This window comes from uncultured Amnibacterium sp. (assembly GCF_964245895.1).
In the GTDB taxonomy this organism is placed as follows: Bacteria; Actinomycetota; Actinomycetes; order Actinomycetales; family Microbacteriaceae; genus Amnibacterium.
Window position 1 is genome coordinate 1 of sequence record NZ_CAXTOQ010000070.1, and the last position, 17,564, is coordinate 17,564.

18 protein-coding genes and 1 pseudogene are annotated in these 17,564 nt (G+C 73.0%); 6 read left to right on the forward strand and 13 right to left on the reverse strand.

Translation table 11 applies throughout. The features are described 5' to 3' along the window. Positions 1-216, reverse strand: a pseudogene (locus ACFE60_RS10860) (HAD family hydrolase); the annotation flags it as partial. A 163-nt stretch (positions 217-379) separates the two neighbouring features. Here ACFE60_RS10860 and ACFE60_RS10865 point away from each other — a divergent pair. The 6 genes from ACFE60_RS10865 to ACFE60_RS10890 all read left to right on the forward strand — a co-directional run bounded on the left by ACFE60_RS10865 (position 380) and on the right by ACFE60_RS10890 (position 6,479). Beyond that, positions 380-1,498 carry a TIGR03364 family FAD-dependent oxidoreductase gene (locus ACFE60_RS10865; RefSeq protein WP_375388876.1) on the forward strand — a complete coding sequence of 373 codons (1,119 nt, stop codon included), beginning with the start codon at positions 380-382 and terminating at the stop codon, positions 1,496-1,498. 63 nt (positions 1,499-1,561) lie between these two features. Then, positions 1,562-2,737, forward strand: a complete 1,176-nt coding sequence (locus ACFE60_RS10870; protein WP_375388877.1) for an ABC transporter substrate-binding protein — start codon at positions 1,562-1,564, stop codon at positions 2,735-2,737. Positions 2,738-2,741: 4 nt separating this feature from the next. Next, the gene (locus ACFE60_RS10875; protein ID WP_375388878.1) at positions 2,742-3,683 is read left to right on the forward strand and encodes an ABC transporter permease; all 942 of its coding nucleotides are present in this window, start codon (positions 2,742-2,744) and stop codon (positions 3,681-3,683) included. After that, positions 3,680-4,549 carry an ABC transporter permease gene (locus ACFE60_RS10880; protein WP_375388879.1) on the forward strand — a complete coding sequence of 290 codons (870 nt, stop codon included), beginning with the start codon at positions 3,680-3,682 and terminating at the stop codon, positions 4,547-4,549. Before ACFE60_RS10875 ends, ACFE60_RS10880 begins: the two co-directional genes overlap by 4 nt. Beyond that, positions 4,546-5,619, forward strand: coding sequence for an ABC transporter ATP-binding protein (locus tag ACFE60_RS10885; RefSeq protein ID WP_375388880.1), 1,074 nt, complete (start codon positions 4,546-4,548; stop codon positions 5,617-5,619). The genes ACFE60_RS10880 and ACFE60_RS10885 overlap by 4 nt, the downstream gene beginning before the upstream one ends. Next, positions 5,616-6,479, forward strand: coding sequence for a glycerophosphodiester phosphodiesterase family protein (locus tag ACFE60_RS10890; protein WP_375388881.1), 864 nt, complete (start codon positions 5,616-5,618; stop codon positions 6,477-6,479). The genes ACFE60_RS10885 and ACFE60_RS10890 overlap by 4 nt, the downstream gene beginning before the upstream one ends. Positions 6,480-6,577: 98 nt before the next feature. Here the strand turns inward: ACFE60_RS10890 and nusB are convergent, their stop codons facing one another. The 12 genes from nusB to ACFE60_RS10950 form a co-directional block, all read right to left on the reverse strand. Then, positions 6,578-6,997 (reverse strand): transcription antitermination factor NusB, encoded by a 420-nt coding sequence (gene nusB, locus ACFE60_RS10895; RefSeq protein WP_375388882.1) that lies wholly within the window; start codon positions 6,995-6,997, stop codon positions 6,578-6,580. Further along, positions 6,997-7,557, reverse strand: coding sequence for an elongation factor P (gene efp, locus ACFE60_RS10900; RefSeq protein WP_375388883.1), 561 nt, complete (start codon positions 7,555-7,557; stop codon positions 6,997-6,999). Before efp ends, nusB begins: the two co-directional genes overlap by 1 nt. Positions 7,558-7,668: 111 nt before the next feature. Next, complete coding sequence (locus ACFE60_RS10905) at positions 7,669-8,658, reverse strand: cation diffusion facilitator family transporter (RefSeq protein WP_375388884.1); 990 nt, start codon at positions 8,656-8,658, stop codon at positions 7,669-7,671. An 86-nt stretch (positions 8,659-8,744) separates the two neighbouring features. Next, a complete protein-coding gene (gene aroB, locus ACFE60_RS10910) occupies positions 8,745-9,818 on the reverse strand; it encodes a 3-dehydroquinate synthase (protein ID WP_375388885.1) in 1,074 nt (357 codons plus the stop codon). After that, positions 9,815-10,285, reverse strand: coding sequence for a shikimate kinase (locus ACFE60_RS10915; RefSeq protein WP_375388893.1), 471 nt, complete (start codon positions 10,283-10,285; stop codon positions 9,815-9,817). The genes aroB and ACFE60_RS10915 overlap by 4 nt, the downstream gene beginning before the upstream one ends. 29 nt (positions 10,286-10,314) lie before the next feature. Next, positions 10,315-11,538 carry a chorismate synthase gene (gene aroC, locus ACFE60_RS10920; RefSeq protein ID WP_375388886.1) on the reverse strand — a complete coding sequence of 408 codons (1,224 nt, stop codon included), beginning with the start codon at positions 11,536-11,538 and terminating at the stop codon, positions 10,315-10,317. 166 nt (positions 11,539-11,704) lie between these two features. Further along, a complete protein-coding gene (locus ACFE60_RS10925; RefSeq protein ID WP_375388887.1) occupies positions 11,705-12,502 on the reverse strand; it encodes a shikimate dehydrogenase family protein in 798 nt (265 codons plus the stop codon). After that, positions 12,499-13,635 carry an endolytic transglycosylase MltG gene (mltG, locus tag ACFE60_RS10930; RefSeq protein ID WP_375388888.1) on the reverse strand — a complete coding sequence of 379 codons (1,137 nt, stop codon included), beginning with the start codon at positions 13,633-13,635 and terminating at the stop codon, positions 12,499-12,501. Before mltG ends, ACFE60_RS10925 begins: the two co-directional genes overlap by 4 nt. Positions 13,636-13,669: 34 nt before the next feature. Then, entirely contained in the window at positions 13,670-14,137 is a 468-nt protein-coding gene (gene ruvX / locus ACFE60_RS10935; protein ID WP_375388889.1) for a Holliday junction resolvase RuvX, read from the reverse strand. A 7-nt stretch (positions 14,138-14,144) separates the two neighbouring features. Then, on the reverse strand, positions 14,145-16,802 hold the full coding sequence (alaS, locus tag ACFE60_RS10940) for an alanine--tRNA ligase (protein WP_375388890.1): 2,658 nt from the start codon (positions 16,800-16,802) through the stop codon (positions 14,145-14,147). Then, the gene (locus ACFE60_RS10945; protein WP_375388891.1) at positions 16,802-16,975 is read right to left on the reverse strand and encodes a hypothetical protein; all 174 of its coding nucleotides are present in this window, start codon (positions 16,973-16,975) and stop codon (positions 16,802-16,804) included. The genes alaS and ACFE60_RS10945 overlap by 1 nt, the downstream gene beginning before the upstream one ends. A gap of 277 nt (positions 16,976-17,252) precedes the next feature. After that, the coding region (locus tag ACFE60_RS10950; protein ID WP_375388892.1) for a S4 domain-containing protein at positions 17,253-17,564 on the reverse strand (312 nt) is incomplete at its 5' end.

The following is a 17,564-nucleotide window of genomic DNA, read 5'->3' on the forward strand; positions in this document are numbered from 1 at the left end:
GAAGATCCCGTCGGCTCCGGAGGGGTCCGCCCCGATGCCGGCGAGGATCCCGACGATCGCCTCGCGCTTGTCCGTGCCGCTCCAGCGCGACAGCAGCGCGTCGGGCACGTCGCGGCCCGTGGCCCGCTCGATCGCGTCGCGCAGCACGGTGTACACCGCGCCGCCCTCGTCGATCGTCGTACCGGCCATGTCGAGGGAGGCGAGGCGGATCGTCACGTCCGCCGATCCTGCTGGCGGGCGCCTCGCGCGGCGGGCCGCGTCGCCTGCTGTTCACCGCGAGTTCGCCGCGGACGGCCTCGGTGTCCGCGGGGCGAACGGTGGATGAGCACTCCTCGGAATCCGCTCCGAGGGCCCGCGCAGCGCAGCACACTTCCGGCTCGTGGATGCACGCGGAGCGGACCTGATGGTCGTCGGCGCCGGCGTCGTCGGCCTCGCGCACGCCTGGCACGCGGCCCGCGCCGGGTTGCGGGTGGTGGTGATCGAGCGCGACGAGCGCGCGGTCGGCGCGAGCGTCCGGAACTTCGGCCACATCTGCACCACGGCCCAGGCCGGGGAGGCGCTCCAGCTCGCCGTCGTCGCCAGGGAGGAGTGGCTGCGGCTCGCCGCCGATGCGGATCTGCCGGTGCAGCAGCACGGCACCGTCGTCGTCGCCCGCACCGCAGCGCAGGCGCGGGTGCTGGAGGAGTTCGCCGCCGAGCGCGGCACGGATGCCGTCCGTCCGCTGACCCCGATCGCCGCGGCGGAGCGCCTCGGGTTCACCCCGCCGGGGCTGCTCGCGGCGGCGCACCTCCCCGCCGATCTACGGGTCGACCCGCTCACCGCGAGCGCGGTGCTCGCCGCGCACCTCGAGACGCTCGGGGTCGAGATCCTCTGGCGGACCACCGTGCTCGAGGTCGCGGAGGGGGTCGTCCGCACCACCCGGGGCACCGTCCGCGCCGACCGCGTCGTGCTCGCCGTGGGCCACGACGTCGACCGGTTCTTCCCCGACCTGGCCGACGAGCACGGCATGCGCCGGTGCCGCCTGCGCATGCTCGAGATCGACTCCCCCGCCGGGACGATCGCTCCCGCGGTCCTCACCGGCAGCTCGATGCTGCGCTACGACGGCCTCGCCCAGCAGCCGTCCGCCGCGGCGGTCCGTGCGGAGCTGGAGGCGGAGCTGCCCGCGCTGCTGGAGCAGGGCGTCAACCTGATGCTGACCCAGCGTCCGGACGGCCGGCTGATCATCGGCGACACGCACCACTACGGGATCACCGAGGACCCGTTCGAGGACGAGGCGTCCGACGCCCTGCTGCTCGAGCAGATCGGCCGCCTGCTCGGCGCCCCCCTGACCGTGCGGAGGCGCTGGCGCGGCGTGTACGCCTCCAGCACCGTCGGCCCCTTCCTCGTCGCCGAGCCGGTACCGGGCGTGTCGGTCACGTCCGTCACCACCGGCATCGGCATGACGACCGCGCTCGGGCTCGCCGCGCGCACCTTCGCTTCGGAGCCGGTCACGACCTGACCCGCCCGCAGACCCGGATCCGGTGACCGCCGGAGCCGTCCCCCACCAGGAGAACCGCCACACATGCACAGCAGCACCTTCACCCGCCGCGGGGTCGTGCGGGCCGCCTCGGCCCTCGCGCTCGCCGGCCTCACCGCCGCCTCGCTCGCGGCCTGCTCGGGCAGCTCCGCCGGCGCGACCGGCGGCGCGAGCTCGATCCCCAAGGCCTCCGCGGCCGTCGCCACCTCCGCCGAGGCGTTCGGCGGCATGGACGGGCTCGTCGCCGCGGCCAACGCCGAGGGCAAGCTGAACGTCATCACCCTGCCGCCGTCGTGGGCGAACTACGGCAAGATCATCGCCGGCTTCGAGAAGAAGTACCCGAAGATCAAGATCACCTCGCAGAACCCGAACGGCTCCTCCGCCGACGAGGTCGCGGCGATCAAGTCGCAGGGCACCGGCGCGAACGCACCGGACGTGGTCGACATCGGCACCGCCGTGCTGGACGCGAACACGGACCTCTTCACGCCGTACAAGGTCGCGAACTGGGCCGACATCCCCGACGACTACAAGGACGCCGACGGGCTCTGGTACTACGACTACACGGGCCTGATGTCGATCGGCTACGACTCCTCCAAGGTGAAGGCGCCGACCTCGATCGACGACCTGCTCGGCGCCGGCTACAAGGGCAAGGTCGCGATCAAGGGCGACCCGACGCAGGCGAACGAGGCCGCCAGCGCGGTGTACCTCGCCGCGGCGCAGTCGGGCGGCAGCGCCGACGACGTGCAGCCGGGCATCGACTTCTTCGGCAAGCTGAAGAAGGCCGGCAACCTGATCTCGGTCCTGCCCACGCAGGCCACCGTGAACTCCGGCCAGACGCCGGTCGTCATCCAGTGGTCGTTCAACAACGTCGCCTGGGGCGCCGCCGGCGGCTCCACGGGCAACCCAAACTGGAAGACCGTCGTGCTGCCCGGCACCGCGATCGGCAGCTACTACAACCAGTCGATCAACAAGAACGCCCCGAACCCGGCCGCGGCTCGGCTGTGGGAGGAGTACATCTACTCCCCCGAGGTGCAGAACCTGTACCTCGCGGCCGGCGCCTACCCGGCGACGCTGAAGGCGATGACCGATGCGAAGACGGTCGACGACGCCACGCTGAAGTCGGTCGGCGAGCCCCCCGCCGAGCTGGTGCAGCTCACCGCGGACCAGGCGACCAAGGCCGCCGGCGTCCTGAAGGCCGGCTGGTCCAAGGCCATCGGCTGACCCGGTGACCGCCACCGTTTCGAAGTCCCCGGCGGGCACGGCCTCCGTGCCCGCCGGGGCCGAGCGGACCCGCACGCCGGGCGCCGGAGGCCCCACCCTCCGGCGCCGCGGCGTCGGCTGGCTCGGGTTCGCGCCGTTCGGCGTCTACGTCCTGCTGTTCCTCGCCGTCCCGGGCCTGGTCGCGATCGCGAGCGGCTTCTTCTCCGCGGACGGCGCCTTCACCCTCGCGAACTTCGCCACCTTCGCGGACCCGTCGATCCTCTCGAGCTTCGGGAGCTCGATCTGGCTGTCCGCGGTCTCCGCGCTGATCAGCGCCGTGCTCGGCGTGCTCGTGTGCTGGGCGCTGACCGCCGCGCGGCCGGACGGCCTGGTGCGCGCGATCGTGGACTCCGCCAGCAGCGTCTTCGCGCAGTTCGGCGGGGTGATGCTCGCCTTCGCGTGGATCGCCACGATCGGCCAGGGGGCGCTGGTCCCGGTCGTCGTGAAGGCGGCCACCGGCATCGACATCAACGGGAACGGGCCGATCCTCTACTCCGTCACGGGCCTGCTGTTCCCCTACGTCTACTTCGGCCTGCCGCTCATGGTGCTGTCGTTCATGCCCGCGATGGACGGGCTGCGTCCCCAGTGGGGCGAGGCGGTCGCCACCCTGGGCGGGACGCGGATCAGCTACTGGCTCCGCGTCGGCGTCCCGGTGCTCGCCCCCGCGTTCTTCGGCAGCCTGATCCTGCTGTTCGCGAACGCCTTCTCGTCGTACGCGACGGCGGCGGCCCTGATCTCCCAGGGCGGCATCATCCCGCTCGCCATCAAGCAGCAGCTGACCAGCGAGACCATCGTCGGCGTCGCGAACACCGCCGGGGTCCTCGCGCTCGGGATGGTCGTGATCATGGCGGTGCTCATGTCGCTCTACTCGCTGCTCGACCGCCGCACCCGGAGGTGGCAGCGATGACGACGGCAGCGGCTGCCCGGGTCGCGGACACCGTCCGGCCTTCCCGCCGCCCTCGCCGGTCGCGCTTCGGGGCGGTGCCGTCGAGAGCGACCGGAGCCGTGGTGCTGGTCGTGATCGGCACGCTGTTCGCGGTACCGATCGTGGCGCTCGGCTGGTTCAGCTTCACGACCGCGAGCACCGGCGCGTTCACGCTGAGCCACTACGCCGCGCTGCTCGACCCGGCGCAGTCGTCGAACTACAGCGACCTGTTCGCCGGCATCGGCAACTCGCTGGTCCTCGCGGTGATCGTCGTCGCGATCATCCTCGTGCTCCTGCTGCCCGCGATGCTGCTCGCCGAGCTGCGGTTCCCGAGGGTGCACCGCTTCCTCGAGTTCGTCTGCCTGATCCCGATCACGGTGCCGACGATCGTGCTGGTGGTGGGCTTCGTGCCCGTCTACCAGGTGGTGCAGAGCGTGCTCGGCAGCGACCCCTGGACGCTCTCCTTCGCGATCGGGGTGATCGTGCTGCCGTACGCGTACCGCCCGATCCAGGCGAACATCGGCGTGCTGAACCTCACCACGCTCACGGAGGCGGCGCGCTCGCTCGGCGCGTCCTGGCTGGTCGCCGTGTGGCGGGTCGTGCTGCCGAACCTCCGGCGGGGCCTGCTCTCCGCGTGCCTCCTGACGATCTCCGTCGTGCTCGGCGAGTTCACGATCGCGAACTTCCTCGGGCAGAACACCTTCCAGACCGCGCTGCTGCTGCTGCAGCAGACGGATCCCTACGTGTCGGCGTTCTTCGCCGTCGTCTCGCTGCTGTTCGTCTTCGTGCTGCTCGTGGTCATCTCCACGGCCGGCTCGATCGGCCGTCCCCGAAGGAAGAAGTCATGACCTCCACCGCGCCCTCCCCCGCCGACTCGCTCGTCGTCCGCGGCACGCCCGTCTCGCTCGTCGACGTGGTCAAGGACTACGGCAGCGGCCAGCGGGCGCTGGACGCGATCAGCCTGGAGATCCACCCCGGGGAGTTCGTCGCCCTCCTCGGCCCCTCCGGCTGCGGCAAGACGACCGCGCTGCGGGCGATCAGCGGGCTCGAGACGATCGACTCCGGGCACGTGCGCATCGGCGACCGGGACGTGGAGTCCGTCGCCGTGCACAGGCGCGACATCGGCATGGTCTTCCAGTCGTACTCGCTGTTCCCGCACATGACCGTCGCGCAGAACGTCGCGTTCGGGCTGCAGATGCGCAAGGTCGGCCGGGCGGAGAGCGCGAAGCGGGTGCAGGAGGCGCTCGAGCTCGTGGGCCTCGGGCACCTGGGCGAGCGCTTCGCGCACCAGCTGTCCGGCGGCCAGCAGCAGCGCGTCGCGCTGGCCCGCGCGCTCGTCACCCGGCCCCGGGTGCTGCTGCTCGACGAGCCGCTGTCCGCGCTCGACGCGAAGGTGCGGGTGCAGCTGCGCGACGAGATCCGCAAGATCCAGCAGGAGACCGGCATCACCGCCGTGTTCGTCACCCACGACCAGGAGGAGGCGCTCGCGGTCGCGGATCGCGTCGCCGTCATGCACGCCGGCGCGATCGAGCAGATCGGGACCCCCGAGGACCTCTACCTGCGGCCCGCGACCGAGTTCGTCGCTGGGTTCGTGGGGCTGAGCAACCGGCTCGAGGGCGTCCTGGACCACGGCCGCGTCGCGGTCGCCGGCCAGGACCTCGTCGCGCTGCCGAGCGCGGTGCAGGATGGCCCGGTGACCGCGTTCGTCCGTCCCGAGGACGTGCTGCTCGCCGCGGACGGCCTGCCGGCGATCGTGATCTCGACCAGCTTCCTCGGCGCGCAGCGCCGCACGGTCGCGCAGCTGGAGACGGGATCGGCCCTGGTCGTGCAGCACGCGGCGAACGAGCACCCGCAGCCAGGCGACCTGGTGCACATCGCCTTCTCGGGGCAGCCCGTCGCCGTCGCGCCGCGCGCATGACCCGCCCGCTCGTCCTCGGCCACCGAGGTGCGAGCGGGTACCGGCCGGAGCTCACCGACGGCGCCCTGCGGCTCGCCGCGCAGCAGGGCGCCGACGGCATCGAGATCGACGTCGTGCCGACCCGGGACGGCCGGCTCGCGGTGCGGCACGACGCGCTGCTTGCGCCGACGACGGACGCGGACGCGGTGCTCGGACCGCAGGCGCGCGTCGACCGGGTCGACTGGGAGGACGTGCAGCGCCTCCGGGCGCGCGAGCGCTTCCCCCTCCTGCGGCCCGCGAGCGCCGCGCTCGACGGCCGCGAACCCGTCCTGGTGCTGCCCGACGTCGTCGCGCTGGCGGAGGAGCTCGACGTGCTACTCGTCGTCGAGATCAAGGACGCGGCCGGGCTCGCCCGGCAGAGGCTCGACCCGGCGCCGCTCGTCGCGCGCGACCTCGACGGCGCCCGCTGCCGGATCGTGCTGGAGAGCTTCGAGAAGACCCCGCTCGACGCGCTCGCCGACCTGGGGCATCCGATCGTCTACCTCCTCGACGCCGAGGGCTCGGCGCCGGACGAGCCGGCGCGCACGTACGCGGAGGAGCTCGCCGATCCCGACGGCCTCGACCGGTTCGCCGGCGTCAGCCTGAGCACCGCTACGGTCCACGCGGCGCTCGTCGACCGCCTCCATGCCGCCGGGCTCGAGGTGTGGACGTGGACCCTGCGGCCCGAGAACGCGTTCCTGCCGCCCCGGTACCGGCTCGGCACGGATCCCGCGGCGCACGGCGACTGGCGCGCGCACTGGGGTGCGCTGCTCGACGCAGGCGTGGACGCGGTCTTCGCGGACCACCCCGATCTCGCGATCGCGCTGCGCGACGGCCGGTGACCGACGTTCGCGGATCCGCAGAGATCTCGCGACACGCAGCGCCCGCTCGCCTCCACCCGGCGTGTCGGCCGATTCTTGCGGATCCGCGAGCTGCGCGATCAGGCGGTGGCGGGGTCCTTCGCGATCGCCGTCAGCAGGCCGTTCACGAACTTCGGGCTGTCGTCGGTGGACAGCTCCTTCGCCAGCTCGACCGCCTCGTCGATCGCGACCCCCACCGGCACCTCGTCGTTGAAGCGCGCCTCCCAGACCGCGACCCGCAGGATCGCGCGGTCGACGGCGGGCATGCGGTCGATCGGCCAGGACGTGGAGTGGTCCGCGATCAACCGGTCGATCTCACCGGCGTGGTCGATCACGCCCTGCACGATCTCGCGGGCGTACGGCCAGCTCGACGAGCGCTCCGGCCGGGCGGCCGCGCGCAGCGACTCCGCCTCCAGCGCCGCCTCCTGGCTGTCGCCGCGGACGTCGGCCGCGTAGAGCACGTCGAGCGCGCGCTTGCGCGCCTTGGTCCGTGCGGACACTAGGAGACGCGGCCGAGGTAGTCGCCGGTGCGGGTGTCGACCTTGACCTTCGTGCCGGTCTCGAGGAACAGCGGCACCTGGATCTCGGCGCCCGTCTCGAGGGTCGCCGGCTTCGTGCCGGCGCTCGACCGGTCGCCCTGCAGCCCGGGCTCGGTGTAGGTGACCTCCAGCACGACGGAGGCGGGCAGCTCGACGTAGAGCGGGTTCTCGTTGTTGATCGCGATCGTGGCCGACTGGTTCTCCAGCAGGTAGTTCGCGGCGTCGCCCACGATGGCCGCCGAGATCGTCAGCTGGTCGTACGTCTCGCCGTCCATGAAGACGAAGTCCGCGCCGTCCTTGTACAGGTACTGGTAGTCGCGGCGGTCGACGTTCTCGATGTCGATCTTCGCGCCGGCGTTGTAGGTGCGGTCGACGACCTTGCCGGTGACGACGTTCTTCAGCTTCGTGCGCACGAACGCGCCGCCCTTGCCGGGCTTGACGTGCTGGAACTCGATGACGTTCCACAGCTGGCCGTCGATCAGCAGCACGACGCCGTTCCGGATGTCCGCGGTGCTCGCCATGTGGGTACCTCCAGGTCGTTCGGCCGGAAACGGCCGACCGGGGAGTCTACCCGGCGCCGGACCGGTCCTTCCCGAGCCGCCGTCGCTGCCCGGGCACGCGGACGCTGCCGTCTACCGGGGCAGCCGCGTGGAGGTCGCGACCGGGTCCGCCGCGATCACGAGCCGCTCGTCGCCCGGCCTGCTCAGCGTGAGGATCGCCTCGACGACGTGCTCGTCCGCCTCCACCGCGCGGCCGAGGCTCGCGAGCCGCGCGGCGATCTCGTGCTCGGGGGCGTCGCCGACGAGGTCGACCGCGGCGACGAGGAACACGCGGGACGGGCCGACGTACTCGACGTGGAGGTAGGAGACGGACGCGACGTCGTCCTGGTCCGCGAGCAGGCGCAGCACGGCGGTCATCACCCGTGGCGACGGCGACTGGCCGATCAGGAACCGGCGGTTCAGCTGGATGAGCAGCACCGCGACGAAGGCGAGCAGCACGCCGATCGCGATCGAGCCGATCGCGTCCCAGACCGCCGATCCCGTCACCTGATGCAGCAGGATGCCGGCCGCCGCGAGCACCAGGCCGACGAGCGCGGCGGCGTCCTCGAAGAACACCGCGCGCACGGTCGGGTCCGACGTCGCGAGGACGTGCTGCAGCACCTCCTGGTCCGCTTCCGCCGCGGAGCCCCGCAGCTGCTGGATCGACCGCAGGAACGACGTCGCCTCGAGCACGAACGACACCGCGATCACGATGTACGCGATGAGCGAGTCCTCGCTCGGCTCGTCCGAGGACAGCTCGGTGATGCCGTGCATGATCGACACGACCGCGCCGACGGTGAACAGGCCGACGGCCGCGAACAGCGACCAGACGTAGACGTCGCGGCCGTAGCCGTACGGGTGCCGCTCGTCAGGGCCGCGGGCGCCCCGGCGCTCGGCGATGATCAGGAAGATCTCGTTGCCGGTGTCGGCCCACGAGTGCGCGGCCTCCGCCGTCATCGACGCGGAGCCGGTCAGCAGCGCCGCGACGGACTTCGCGATCGCGACGACGAGGTTCGCGAGGAACGCGATCAGCACCGTCACGAAGGAGCCGCTGGTCGGCTTCGGCTGCGCGGCGTCCGTCACCGCATCATTGTGCGCTCGGCGGTCTTCGGGCCCGCTGCGTCCACGCATCGACCGGCGGGGTGGGCGCTCGCGAAGGTGTTCAGCGGTCAGGAGGCGATCTCGCCGTACGCGGTGAAGAGCAGGTGGTCCTCGGGGCCGTTCAGGATGCTGGTGCGGCCGATGCCGTCGAGCAGCACGAAGCGCAGCAGCCCGGCGCGGGACTTCTTGTCCCGGCGCATCGCCGTGGACAGCGCCTCCCACCGCCCGCCCGGGTAGGTGAGCGGCAGCGAGAGGGAGCCGAGCACCTCGCGGTGCAGGGCCACCCCGTCGTCGTCGAGCCGCCCGACCAGGCGCGCCAGCTCGGCCACGAACACCATGCCGACGGAGATCGCCGCGCCGTGCCGCCAGCGGTACCGCTCCGCGTACTCGATCGCGTGACCGAGGGTGTGCCCGTAGTTCAGCGTCTCGCGACGGCCCGACTCGCGGAAGTCCTCGCTCACCACCTCCGCCTTCACCCGGATCGCGCGCTCCACCAGCTCCGCGAACACCGGGGAGGCGGGATCGGTCGCGGTCTCGACGTCGGCCGTGAGCCGGTCGAGGATCGCGGTGTCCTGGATGAACCCGCACTTCGCGATCTCGGCGAAGCCGGCCAGCAGGTCGTTGCGCGGCAGGGTGTCGAGCACCTCGAGGTCGGCGAGCACGGCGACCGGCGCCGCGAACGCGCCGACGAGGTTCTTGCCCTCGGTCGTGTTGATGCCGGTCTTGCCGCCGACGGAGGCGTCGACCATTCCGAGCACGCTGGTCGGCAGGCTGATGAACGGGACGCCGCGCAGCCAGGTCGCCGCGACGAACCCGGCGAGGTCCGTCACGGCGCCGCCGCCGAGACCGATCACCGCGTCGGTGCGGGTGAAGTCCGCCTGGCCGAGGATGCCCCAGCAGAACGCCGCGACCTCGATGCGCTTCGCGTCCTCGGCGTCCGGCACCTCGGCGAGCAGCACCTCCACGCGGCCGGCGAGGCGCTCGCGGATCGCCTCCGCGCGCCGCGCCTGCACCGGCTGGTGGATCAGCAGCGCCTTCCGCGCACCCGCGGGAACGGCGGCTTCGACGAGGTCGCCGAGCCCCCGGCCGATCACGACCTCGTACTCGCCCGCGTTGGTGACGGGGATACGGACGGGTGTCACGGGGCGACCTCCTGCAGCTGCGCCGCCAGCTCGGCGGCGATCGTCGTCATGGGGCGGCGGGAGGTGTCGACGGTCACATCCGCGAGCCCGGCGTAGATCGGCGCGCGCTCGGCCGCGATGCGCCGCCAGGAGGCGATGCCGTCGGTGAGCAGCGGCCGGCCGCCGGCGGCGATGCGCTCGGCGACCGCGTCCTCGGACACGGTCAGCAGCACCACGGTGCAGTCCACGAGCGCCGCCCTCGTCGCCGCGTCGAGCACCGCCCCTCCTCCGAGCGCGACCACGCCGCCCGTGGTCAGCTCGCGCTGCACGACGGCGCGCTCGATCTCGCGGAACGCCTCCTCGCCGACGGTCGCGAACAGGGCGGGCACCGGCCCGTGCGCCGCCGCGATCACGGCATCGGTGTCGACGAACCGGCGGTCGAGGTGCTTCGCGAGCCGGCGGCCGACGGAGGTCTTCCCCGCGCCCATCGGGCCGATGAGCGCGACGGTCCGCGCCGTCACCGGGCTCGAGCCGTGGAGGCGCCCGTGGGAACCGTGCGGAGGCCCTCCGGGATCGCCGCGAGGTAGGCCTCGAGGTTCCGTCGCGTCTCGGGCAGCGAGTCGCCGCCGAACTTCTCGACGACGGCGTCGGCCAGCACGAGGGCGACCATCGCCTCCGCAACGACGCCCGCGGCGGGCACCGCGCAGACGTCGGAGCGCTGGTGGTGAGCCGAGGCGGCCTCGCCGGTGGCGACGTCGACGGTGCGCAGCGCCTTCGGGACGGTCGAGATGGGTTTCATCGCGGCGCGGACGCGCAGCACCCCGCCGGTCGCCATGCCGCCCTCGATCCCGCCGGCGCGATCGGTGACGCGGCCGATCGCACTCGACGGGTCGGTGCGGACGAGCTCGTCGTGCGCCGCCGAGCCGCGGCGGGCCGCGGTGCGGAACCCGTCGCCGACCTCCACCCCCTTCATCGCCTGGATGCCCATCAGAGCGGCGGCGAGGCGTGCGTCGAGCCGGCGGTCCCAGTGCACGTAGGAACCGATTCCCGGGGGCAGCCCCTCCACCACGACCTCCACGACGCCGCCGAGGGTGTCGCCGGCGTGGTGCGCGTCGTCGATCTCGGCGAGCATCCGCGCGCTGGTCGCGGGGTCGAAGCAGCGGACCGGGTCCTCGTCGATGCGGTCCAGGTCGGCGGGATGCGGCACCGGAGCGTCCTCGGGCACCGCGACCGGGCCGATGGAGACGACATGGCTCACGAGCCCGATGCCGAGCTCGCCGAGGAAGGCGCGCGCGACGGCGCCGAGCGCGACCCGGGCCGCGGTCTCCCGGGCGCTCGCCCGCTCGAGCACGGGCCGGGCCTCGTCGAAGCCGTACTTCTGCATGCCGGTCAGGTCCGCGTGCCCGGGGCGCGGGCGGGTGAGCGGAGCGCCGCGGCCGCGCGACGCCTCCGTCAGCGGCACGTCCTCAGCGTTCATCACCTCGGACCACCGCGGCCACTCGGTGTTGCCGATCGTCAGCGCGACCGGGGCGCCGATCGTGCGGCCGTGCACGACGCCGCCGACGACGCCCAGCTCGTCCTGCTCGAACTTCTGGCGGGACCCACGGCCCGCGCCGAGCCGGCGGCGGGCGAGGTCGCGGCGGATCGCCTCCCCGGTCACGGGCACGCCCGCGGGCAGCCCTTCGAGGATGGCGGTGAGGCTCGGGCCGTGCGACTCACCGGCGGTCAGCCAGCGCAACATCGCCTCGATCTTCCCACGCCCCGCCCCACGACGCCGCCTTCGGCGTCGCCGCGGGACCCCGGCGGGACGCGGGGCCCACCACGCCACGCCCCGCCCCACCACGCCCAGCCCGGTCGTTTCGTTTCGTTTCGTAGGTCTGCCAGACCTACGAAACGAAAGCAGGGGGTCAGCGGCCGACGGCGGCGCGCATCGCGGCGCGGACCGCGGCCTCGCGGGGCAGCGGCGCGTCCGGATCCGCGTCCGTGAAGACCCGGACCTGCAGCACGGCCTGCTCGACCAGCATGTCGAGCCCGTGCAGCAGGCGCCCGCCCGCGGCGAGCCATCTGGCGCCGAGCGCGGTCGGCCAGGGGCTGTACGCGACGTCGAGCAGCGGCGTGCCGCCAACGGCCGCCGGCAGCGCGAGGCCGACCTCCGCGTCACCCGGCAGCGTCGAGACCACGAGGTCCACCGCGGCGGGATCCGCCTCCCGGAGGGGGACGAACCGCTCCGCGAGCCCGGCGAGCTGCTGCCGCGCGACCTCCGGGCGCCGCGCCGCGACCCCGCGCTCCCGCACGCCGAGCCGGCCGAGCGCCTCCAGCGCGCTCGCTGCCGTCGCGCCGCCGCCGAGCACGAGCGCCCGCGCCGCGCCCGCCTCCGAGCGCAGCACCGCCTCGATGCCGCCGACGTCCGTGTTGGCGAGGCGGGGCTGCTGCCCCAGCCGAACGGTGTTCGCGAGCCCGAGCCGGTCCACCAGCGGATCGTGCCGCCGGATGAGCGGCAGCACGGCGCGCTTCAGGGGCATCGTCAGCGACAGGCCGACCCACTCCGGCCCGAGGCCGGCCAGCAGCGCGGGCAGGGTGTTCTCGGTCGCCTCGATTCGCTCGTACGCCCAGTCGAGCCCGAGCACCTCGGCCGCGGCCGCGTGGAGCAGCGGCGACCTCGAGTGCGCGATCGGCGAGCCCAGCACCGCCAGCCGGCCGCTCACTTCGCGTAGTCCGGGTGCGCCCCCAGCCAGCGGAGGAACTCGTCCGCGTTCTTCTGGTGCTCCGCATAGGTGTTCGCGAACTTCGTCTCACCGGTCGCCAGGTTCGTGGTGACGAAGAAGAGCCACCTGCCCTTGGCCGGTGCCACGGCCGCCTTGATGGCGACGTCCCCGGGGCTCGAGATCGGACCCACGGGCAGCCCGTCGCGGAGGTAGGTGTTGTAGCCGTTCTTGTCGGCCTTCTCCTTCGCCGTCGGCACCACCGTCGTGCCGCCGGCCCCGTAGCTGACCGTCGCGTCCGACTGCAGGCGCATGCCGACCTTGATGCGGTTCAGGAACACCCGCGCGACCTTCGCGTCGTCCTTGCCGTTGCTCTCCTTCTGCACCAGGCCGGCGAGGATCAGCGTGTCCTCGCGGTCCGCCTTCGCGACGCCGGCGCCGTCGAGCGCCTTGACCATGCGGTCGACCATCGTCTGCAGCATCGCCTCCGGCGTCGTGCCCGGCTCGAACGTGTAGGTCGCGGGGAACAGCCAGCCCTCGAGGTTCGGCGCGGACTTCGGCACGCCGAGCGTCGCCGGCTTCTTCGCGATCGCCTGCAGCTCGGCGAGGTCGGCGCCGGTGGCCTTCGCCGTGGCCGCGAGGATCTGCTTCATCGTCGACCCCTCGGGGATCGCGACCGTCGACTCCACCCGGTTCTTCGGGTCCTCGAGCGCGGTGAGCGCGGACCGCGCGCTCATGTGCCGCTTGAGCGCGTAGGTGCCCGGCTGCAGCGACGCCGACGGGTTCGCGACGAGCAGGTCGTAGAACGCGGCCTTCGTCTTCGTGACGCCCTTCGCGGCGAGCGTGCCCGCGACGTCGGAGCCCAGGTCGCCTGGCCGGATCTCGACCTGCACGCTGCCGGTGCCGCCGCCGGTGTAGTCGTTGCTCCAGCCGAACAGCGACTTCACCTGATCGGGATAGGTGGAGTAGGCGAACCAGCCGGCCCCGCCGATCGCCAGCAGGACGACGAGCAGGAACCCCAGCAGCCACGGCCAGATGTGCCGGCGCTGCCGCCGCTCCCGGCCGTGGCGCGGCGGCTCGGAGCCGAAGTCGTCCTGCTGCCCCACCAGGTCGTCGAACTCCTCCGCGCGGGGCACGCGATCGTCCAGCGGTCCTGCAGATCGGGCCACGTCACATCCGCTTCGGGTCGAGGAGGGCGCCCGGTGCCTCGTTGCGGGCGCGCTCGGCGTCGAGGGCGTGCTGCAAAAGTATCACCGCGGCCACCTGGTCGATCACGCCACGCGTGCCGCGCGTCTTCCTCCCCGACGAGTGCAGCGCGGCCTGGGCGCTCACGGTGGTCAGCCGCTCGTCGACCATGCGCACGGGCAGCGGCCCCTCCGCGAGCCGTGCCGCCACCGCCTTCGCATCGGCCGTGGAGGCGGTCTCGCGGCCGGACAGCGCGAGCGGCAGGCCGACGACCAGCTCGATCGCGCCGGCCTCCTCCGCGAGCGCGCGGATCCGTGCCAGCACCGGCTCGAGGTCGTCGCCGCGCCGCTGCACGGTCTCGAGCGGGGTGGCGAGCAGCCCGTCGCGGTCGCAGCGGGCGACGCCGACGCGGGCCGTGCCCACGTCGACGCCGAGCCGCACGCCGCTCCTCACGAGGCGGTCAGGAGGCGAGCCCCTGCGCCATCGCGGCGAGCGCGTCCTCGATCGCCGCCGCGTCGCTGCCGCCGCCCTGCGCGATGTCGTCGCGACCACCGCCGCCTCCGCCGAGCACGCCGGCGGCCCGCTTCGCGAGCGGACCCGCCTTCGCGCCGCCGTCGCGGGCCGCGCCGTTCGTCGCGACGATGACCACCGGCCGGCCGTCGATCGTGCCGGCCAGACCGACCACCGCAGGCGGCGCGCCGAGGCGGTCGCGCACGTCGGTCACGAGGGCGCGCAGGTCGTCGGCGCCCGCGAGCGCACCGACCTGCTCGAGCACGGCGGTGACGCCGCCGACCGGCCTCGCCTGCGCGGCGAGCGCGGGCACGCGCTGCGCGAGGGCCTGCCGCTCGAACTCGGCGATCCGCTTCTCCGCGGCCTTCAGGCTCGCCGCGAGGTCCTGCACGCGGGACACGAGCTGCGCCGGCGGGACCTTGAGGCTCGCGCCCAGCTCGGTCACCAGCGCCCGCTCGGCCGCGAACTGCTTGAACGCCTCCGGGCCCACAAGGGACTCGATGCGCCGCGCGGTCGCGCCGACGCTCGACTCCCCCACCACGTCGATCAGCCCGATCTCGGAGGAGTGCGCGACGTGGATGCCGCCGCACAGCTCCCTGGACCACGGGCCGCCGATGTCGACCATCCGCACGGTGTCGCCGTACTTCTCGCCGAACAGCGCCATGGCGCCGAGCGCCTTCGCCTCGTCGATGGGCAGCACGCGGGTGACGACCTCGAGGTCCTCGTCCACCCGGGCGTTCGCGATCTCCTCCACCTCGCTGCGGGTCTCGGGGCTGAGCGGCGCGCTCCAGGTGAAGTCGAGCCGCAGGTACCCCGCCCGGTTGTACGAGCCGGCCTGGTGCGCGTCGGAGCCGAGCACCTGACGCAGCGCCGCGTGGACGAGGTGCGTCGCCGAGTGCGCCTGCGTCGCCCCCCGGCGGTACACCGGATCGACGACCGAGCGGGCCTCGTCGCCGACCGCGACCTCGCCAGCGCTGACCTGCACCCGATGGCTGGCCAGCCCCGCGACCGGCCGCTGCACGTCGAGCACCTCGAGCCGGTAGCCGGGGCCGACGATCTCGCCCTGGTCCGCGTCCTGGCCGCCGGACTCCGCGTAGAGCGTCGTCTCGGACAGGATCACCTCGGCGATGTCGCCGAGCGCGATCGAGGGCACGGAGACGCCGTCGCGGATGAGCCCGAGGACCCGGCCGTCCGTCACCAGCTCGGTGTAGCCGAGGAACGCCGTCTCGCCCTGCGCGCGGAACGCGCTGTACACGGAGAGGTCGGCGAGAGCGGTCTTCTTCGATCTCGCGTCCGCCTTCGCGCGGGTGCGCTGCTCCTGCATCAGCCGGTCGAACGCCGCGCGGTCGACGGTGAGTCCCGCCTCCTCCGCGACCTCGAGCGTGAGGTCGATCGGGAAGCCGTAGGTGTCGTGCAGCAGGAACGCGGTGTCGCCCGCGACCTGCCCGGCCCCCGCGGCGCGGGTGCGCTCGATCGCCGTGTCGAGGATCGTGGTGCCGCCCACGAGCGTCTTCAGGAAGCTCTCCTCCTCCGCGTCCGCGATGCGCTGGATGCGGCCGGACTCGGGCAGCAGCTCCGGGTACGCGGCGCTCATCGCGTCGCGGGAGACGGGGAACAGCTCGCCGAAGACGGGCCGGTCGACGCCGAGCAGGCGCATCGCGCGGACCGTGCGGCGCAGCAGGCGGCGCAGGACGTAGCCGCGGCCCTCGTTCGACGGCGTCACGCCGTCGAGCATCAGCATCATCGCGCTGCGGACGTGGTCGCTGACGACGCGCATCCGCACGTCGTCCTCGTGATCCGCGCCGTAGGCGCGGCCGGACAGGGCGGCCGCCGCGTCGATCACCGGACGGATCTGGTCCGTTTCGTAGATGTTCTCGACGCCCTGCTTGAGGAACGCGACCCGCTCGAGGCCCATGCCGGTGTCGATGTTCTTGTTCGGCAGCTCGCCGACGACGTCGAAGTCGTCCTTCGACCGGATGTTCGTGATCGCGTACTGCATGAACACGAGGTTCCAGATCTCGACGTACCGGTCGTCGCCGGTGGCCGGGCCGCCGTCGGCGCCGTACGCGGGGCCGCGGTCGAAGAAGATCTCCGAGTCCGGCCCCGCCGGTCCGGGCTGGCCCGTCATCCAGTAGTTGTCGGCGTAGCCGAGCCGCTGGATGCGGTCAGCGGGCAGGCCGACGACGTCGCGCCAGATCGCCTCCGCCTCGTCGTCGTCCTGGAACACGGTGACCCAGAGGTCCTTCGGGTCGAACGCGAAGCCGCCGTCCACCTCCGACGTGGTCAGCAGCTCCCACGCCCAGACGATCGCGTCGTGCTTGAAGTAGTCGCCGAACGACCAGTTGCCGAGCATCTGGAAGAACGTGCCGTGCCGCGGGGTGCGCCCCACCTCCTCGATGTCGAGGGTGCGGATGCACTTCTGGCAGTCGACCGCGCGCCGGTACGGCGCCGGGACGGTGCCGTTCAGGTACGGGATGAAGGGGACCATCCCGGCGACCGTGAACAGCAGCGACGGGTCGGGCGACACGAGCGAGGCGCTCGGCACCACGGTGTGGCCGCGGTCGGCGAAGAACTGGAGGTAGCGGCGGCGGATCTCTGCGGTCTGCACTACTCCGCCTCCGCCAGGCGCGCCCGGTAGGAGTCGGACAGGGCGGCGACGAACTCGTCGGTGACCCCGTTCACGACGGCGAACACCCGGGCGCCGGCGGGCGTCTTCGACGCGACGTGTGCGAGCGCCGCGCCTGCGAGCAGGCCGGCGAGAAAGACGAGCACCTTGCCCATGGCTCCTCCAAGAATCAGCGCCCGAGCCTACCGGGCGCCTCGCGGGCGGTCGGGGAGGGCTTCAGCAGGACGAATCGCGTTCGGCAGGACAAAACGCGCGTTTCTATCCTGTTAACCGCGTTCTGTCCTGCTGAAGCCCTCCGAACTTCCTGCCGTCGGGCTCGCGGACGCGGGTGCGCCGGCGCGTGGCGAGCGGTCTCGGCCGGCGCAGGCCCCACCGACCGGAAGGGGCCGCTTCGAACGAGTCGAAGCGGCCCCTTCCGAGCGATGCAGCGGTTCAGCGGGCGGCGTAGTACTCCACGACCAGCTGGACCTCGGCCTGCACGGGGACCTCGGCGCGCTTCGGGCGGCGGGCGAGCGTCGCCTGCAGCTTGTCGAGCTCGACCTCGAGGTAGCCGGGGGTCTTCGCCAGCACGTCGGCGTGACCGCCGGCGGCCGCGACCTGGAAGGGCTCGAGCTGCTCGCTCTTGGCCTTCACGTGGATGACCTGACCCGGCTTGACCCGGAAGGAGGGGCGGTCGACGATCTTGCCGTCGACCAGGATGTGGCGGTGCACGACCGCCTGGCGGGCCTGCGCCGTGGTGCGGGC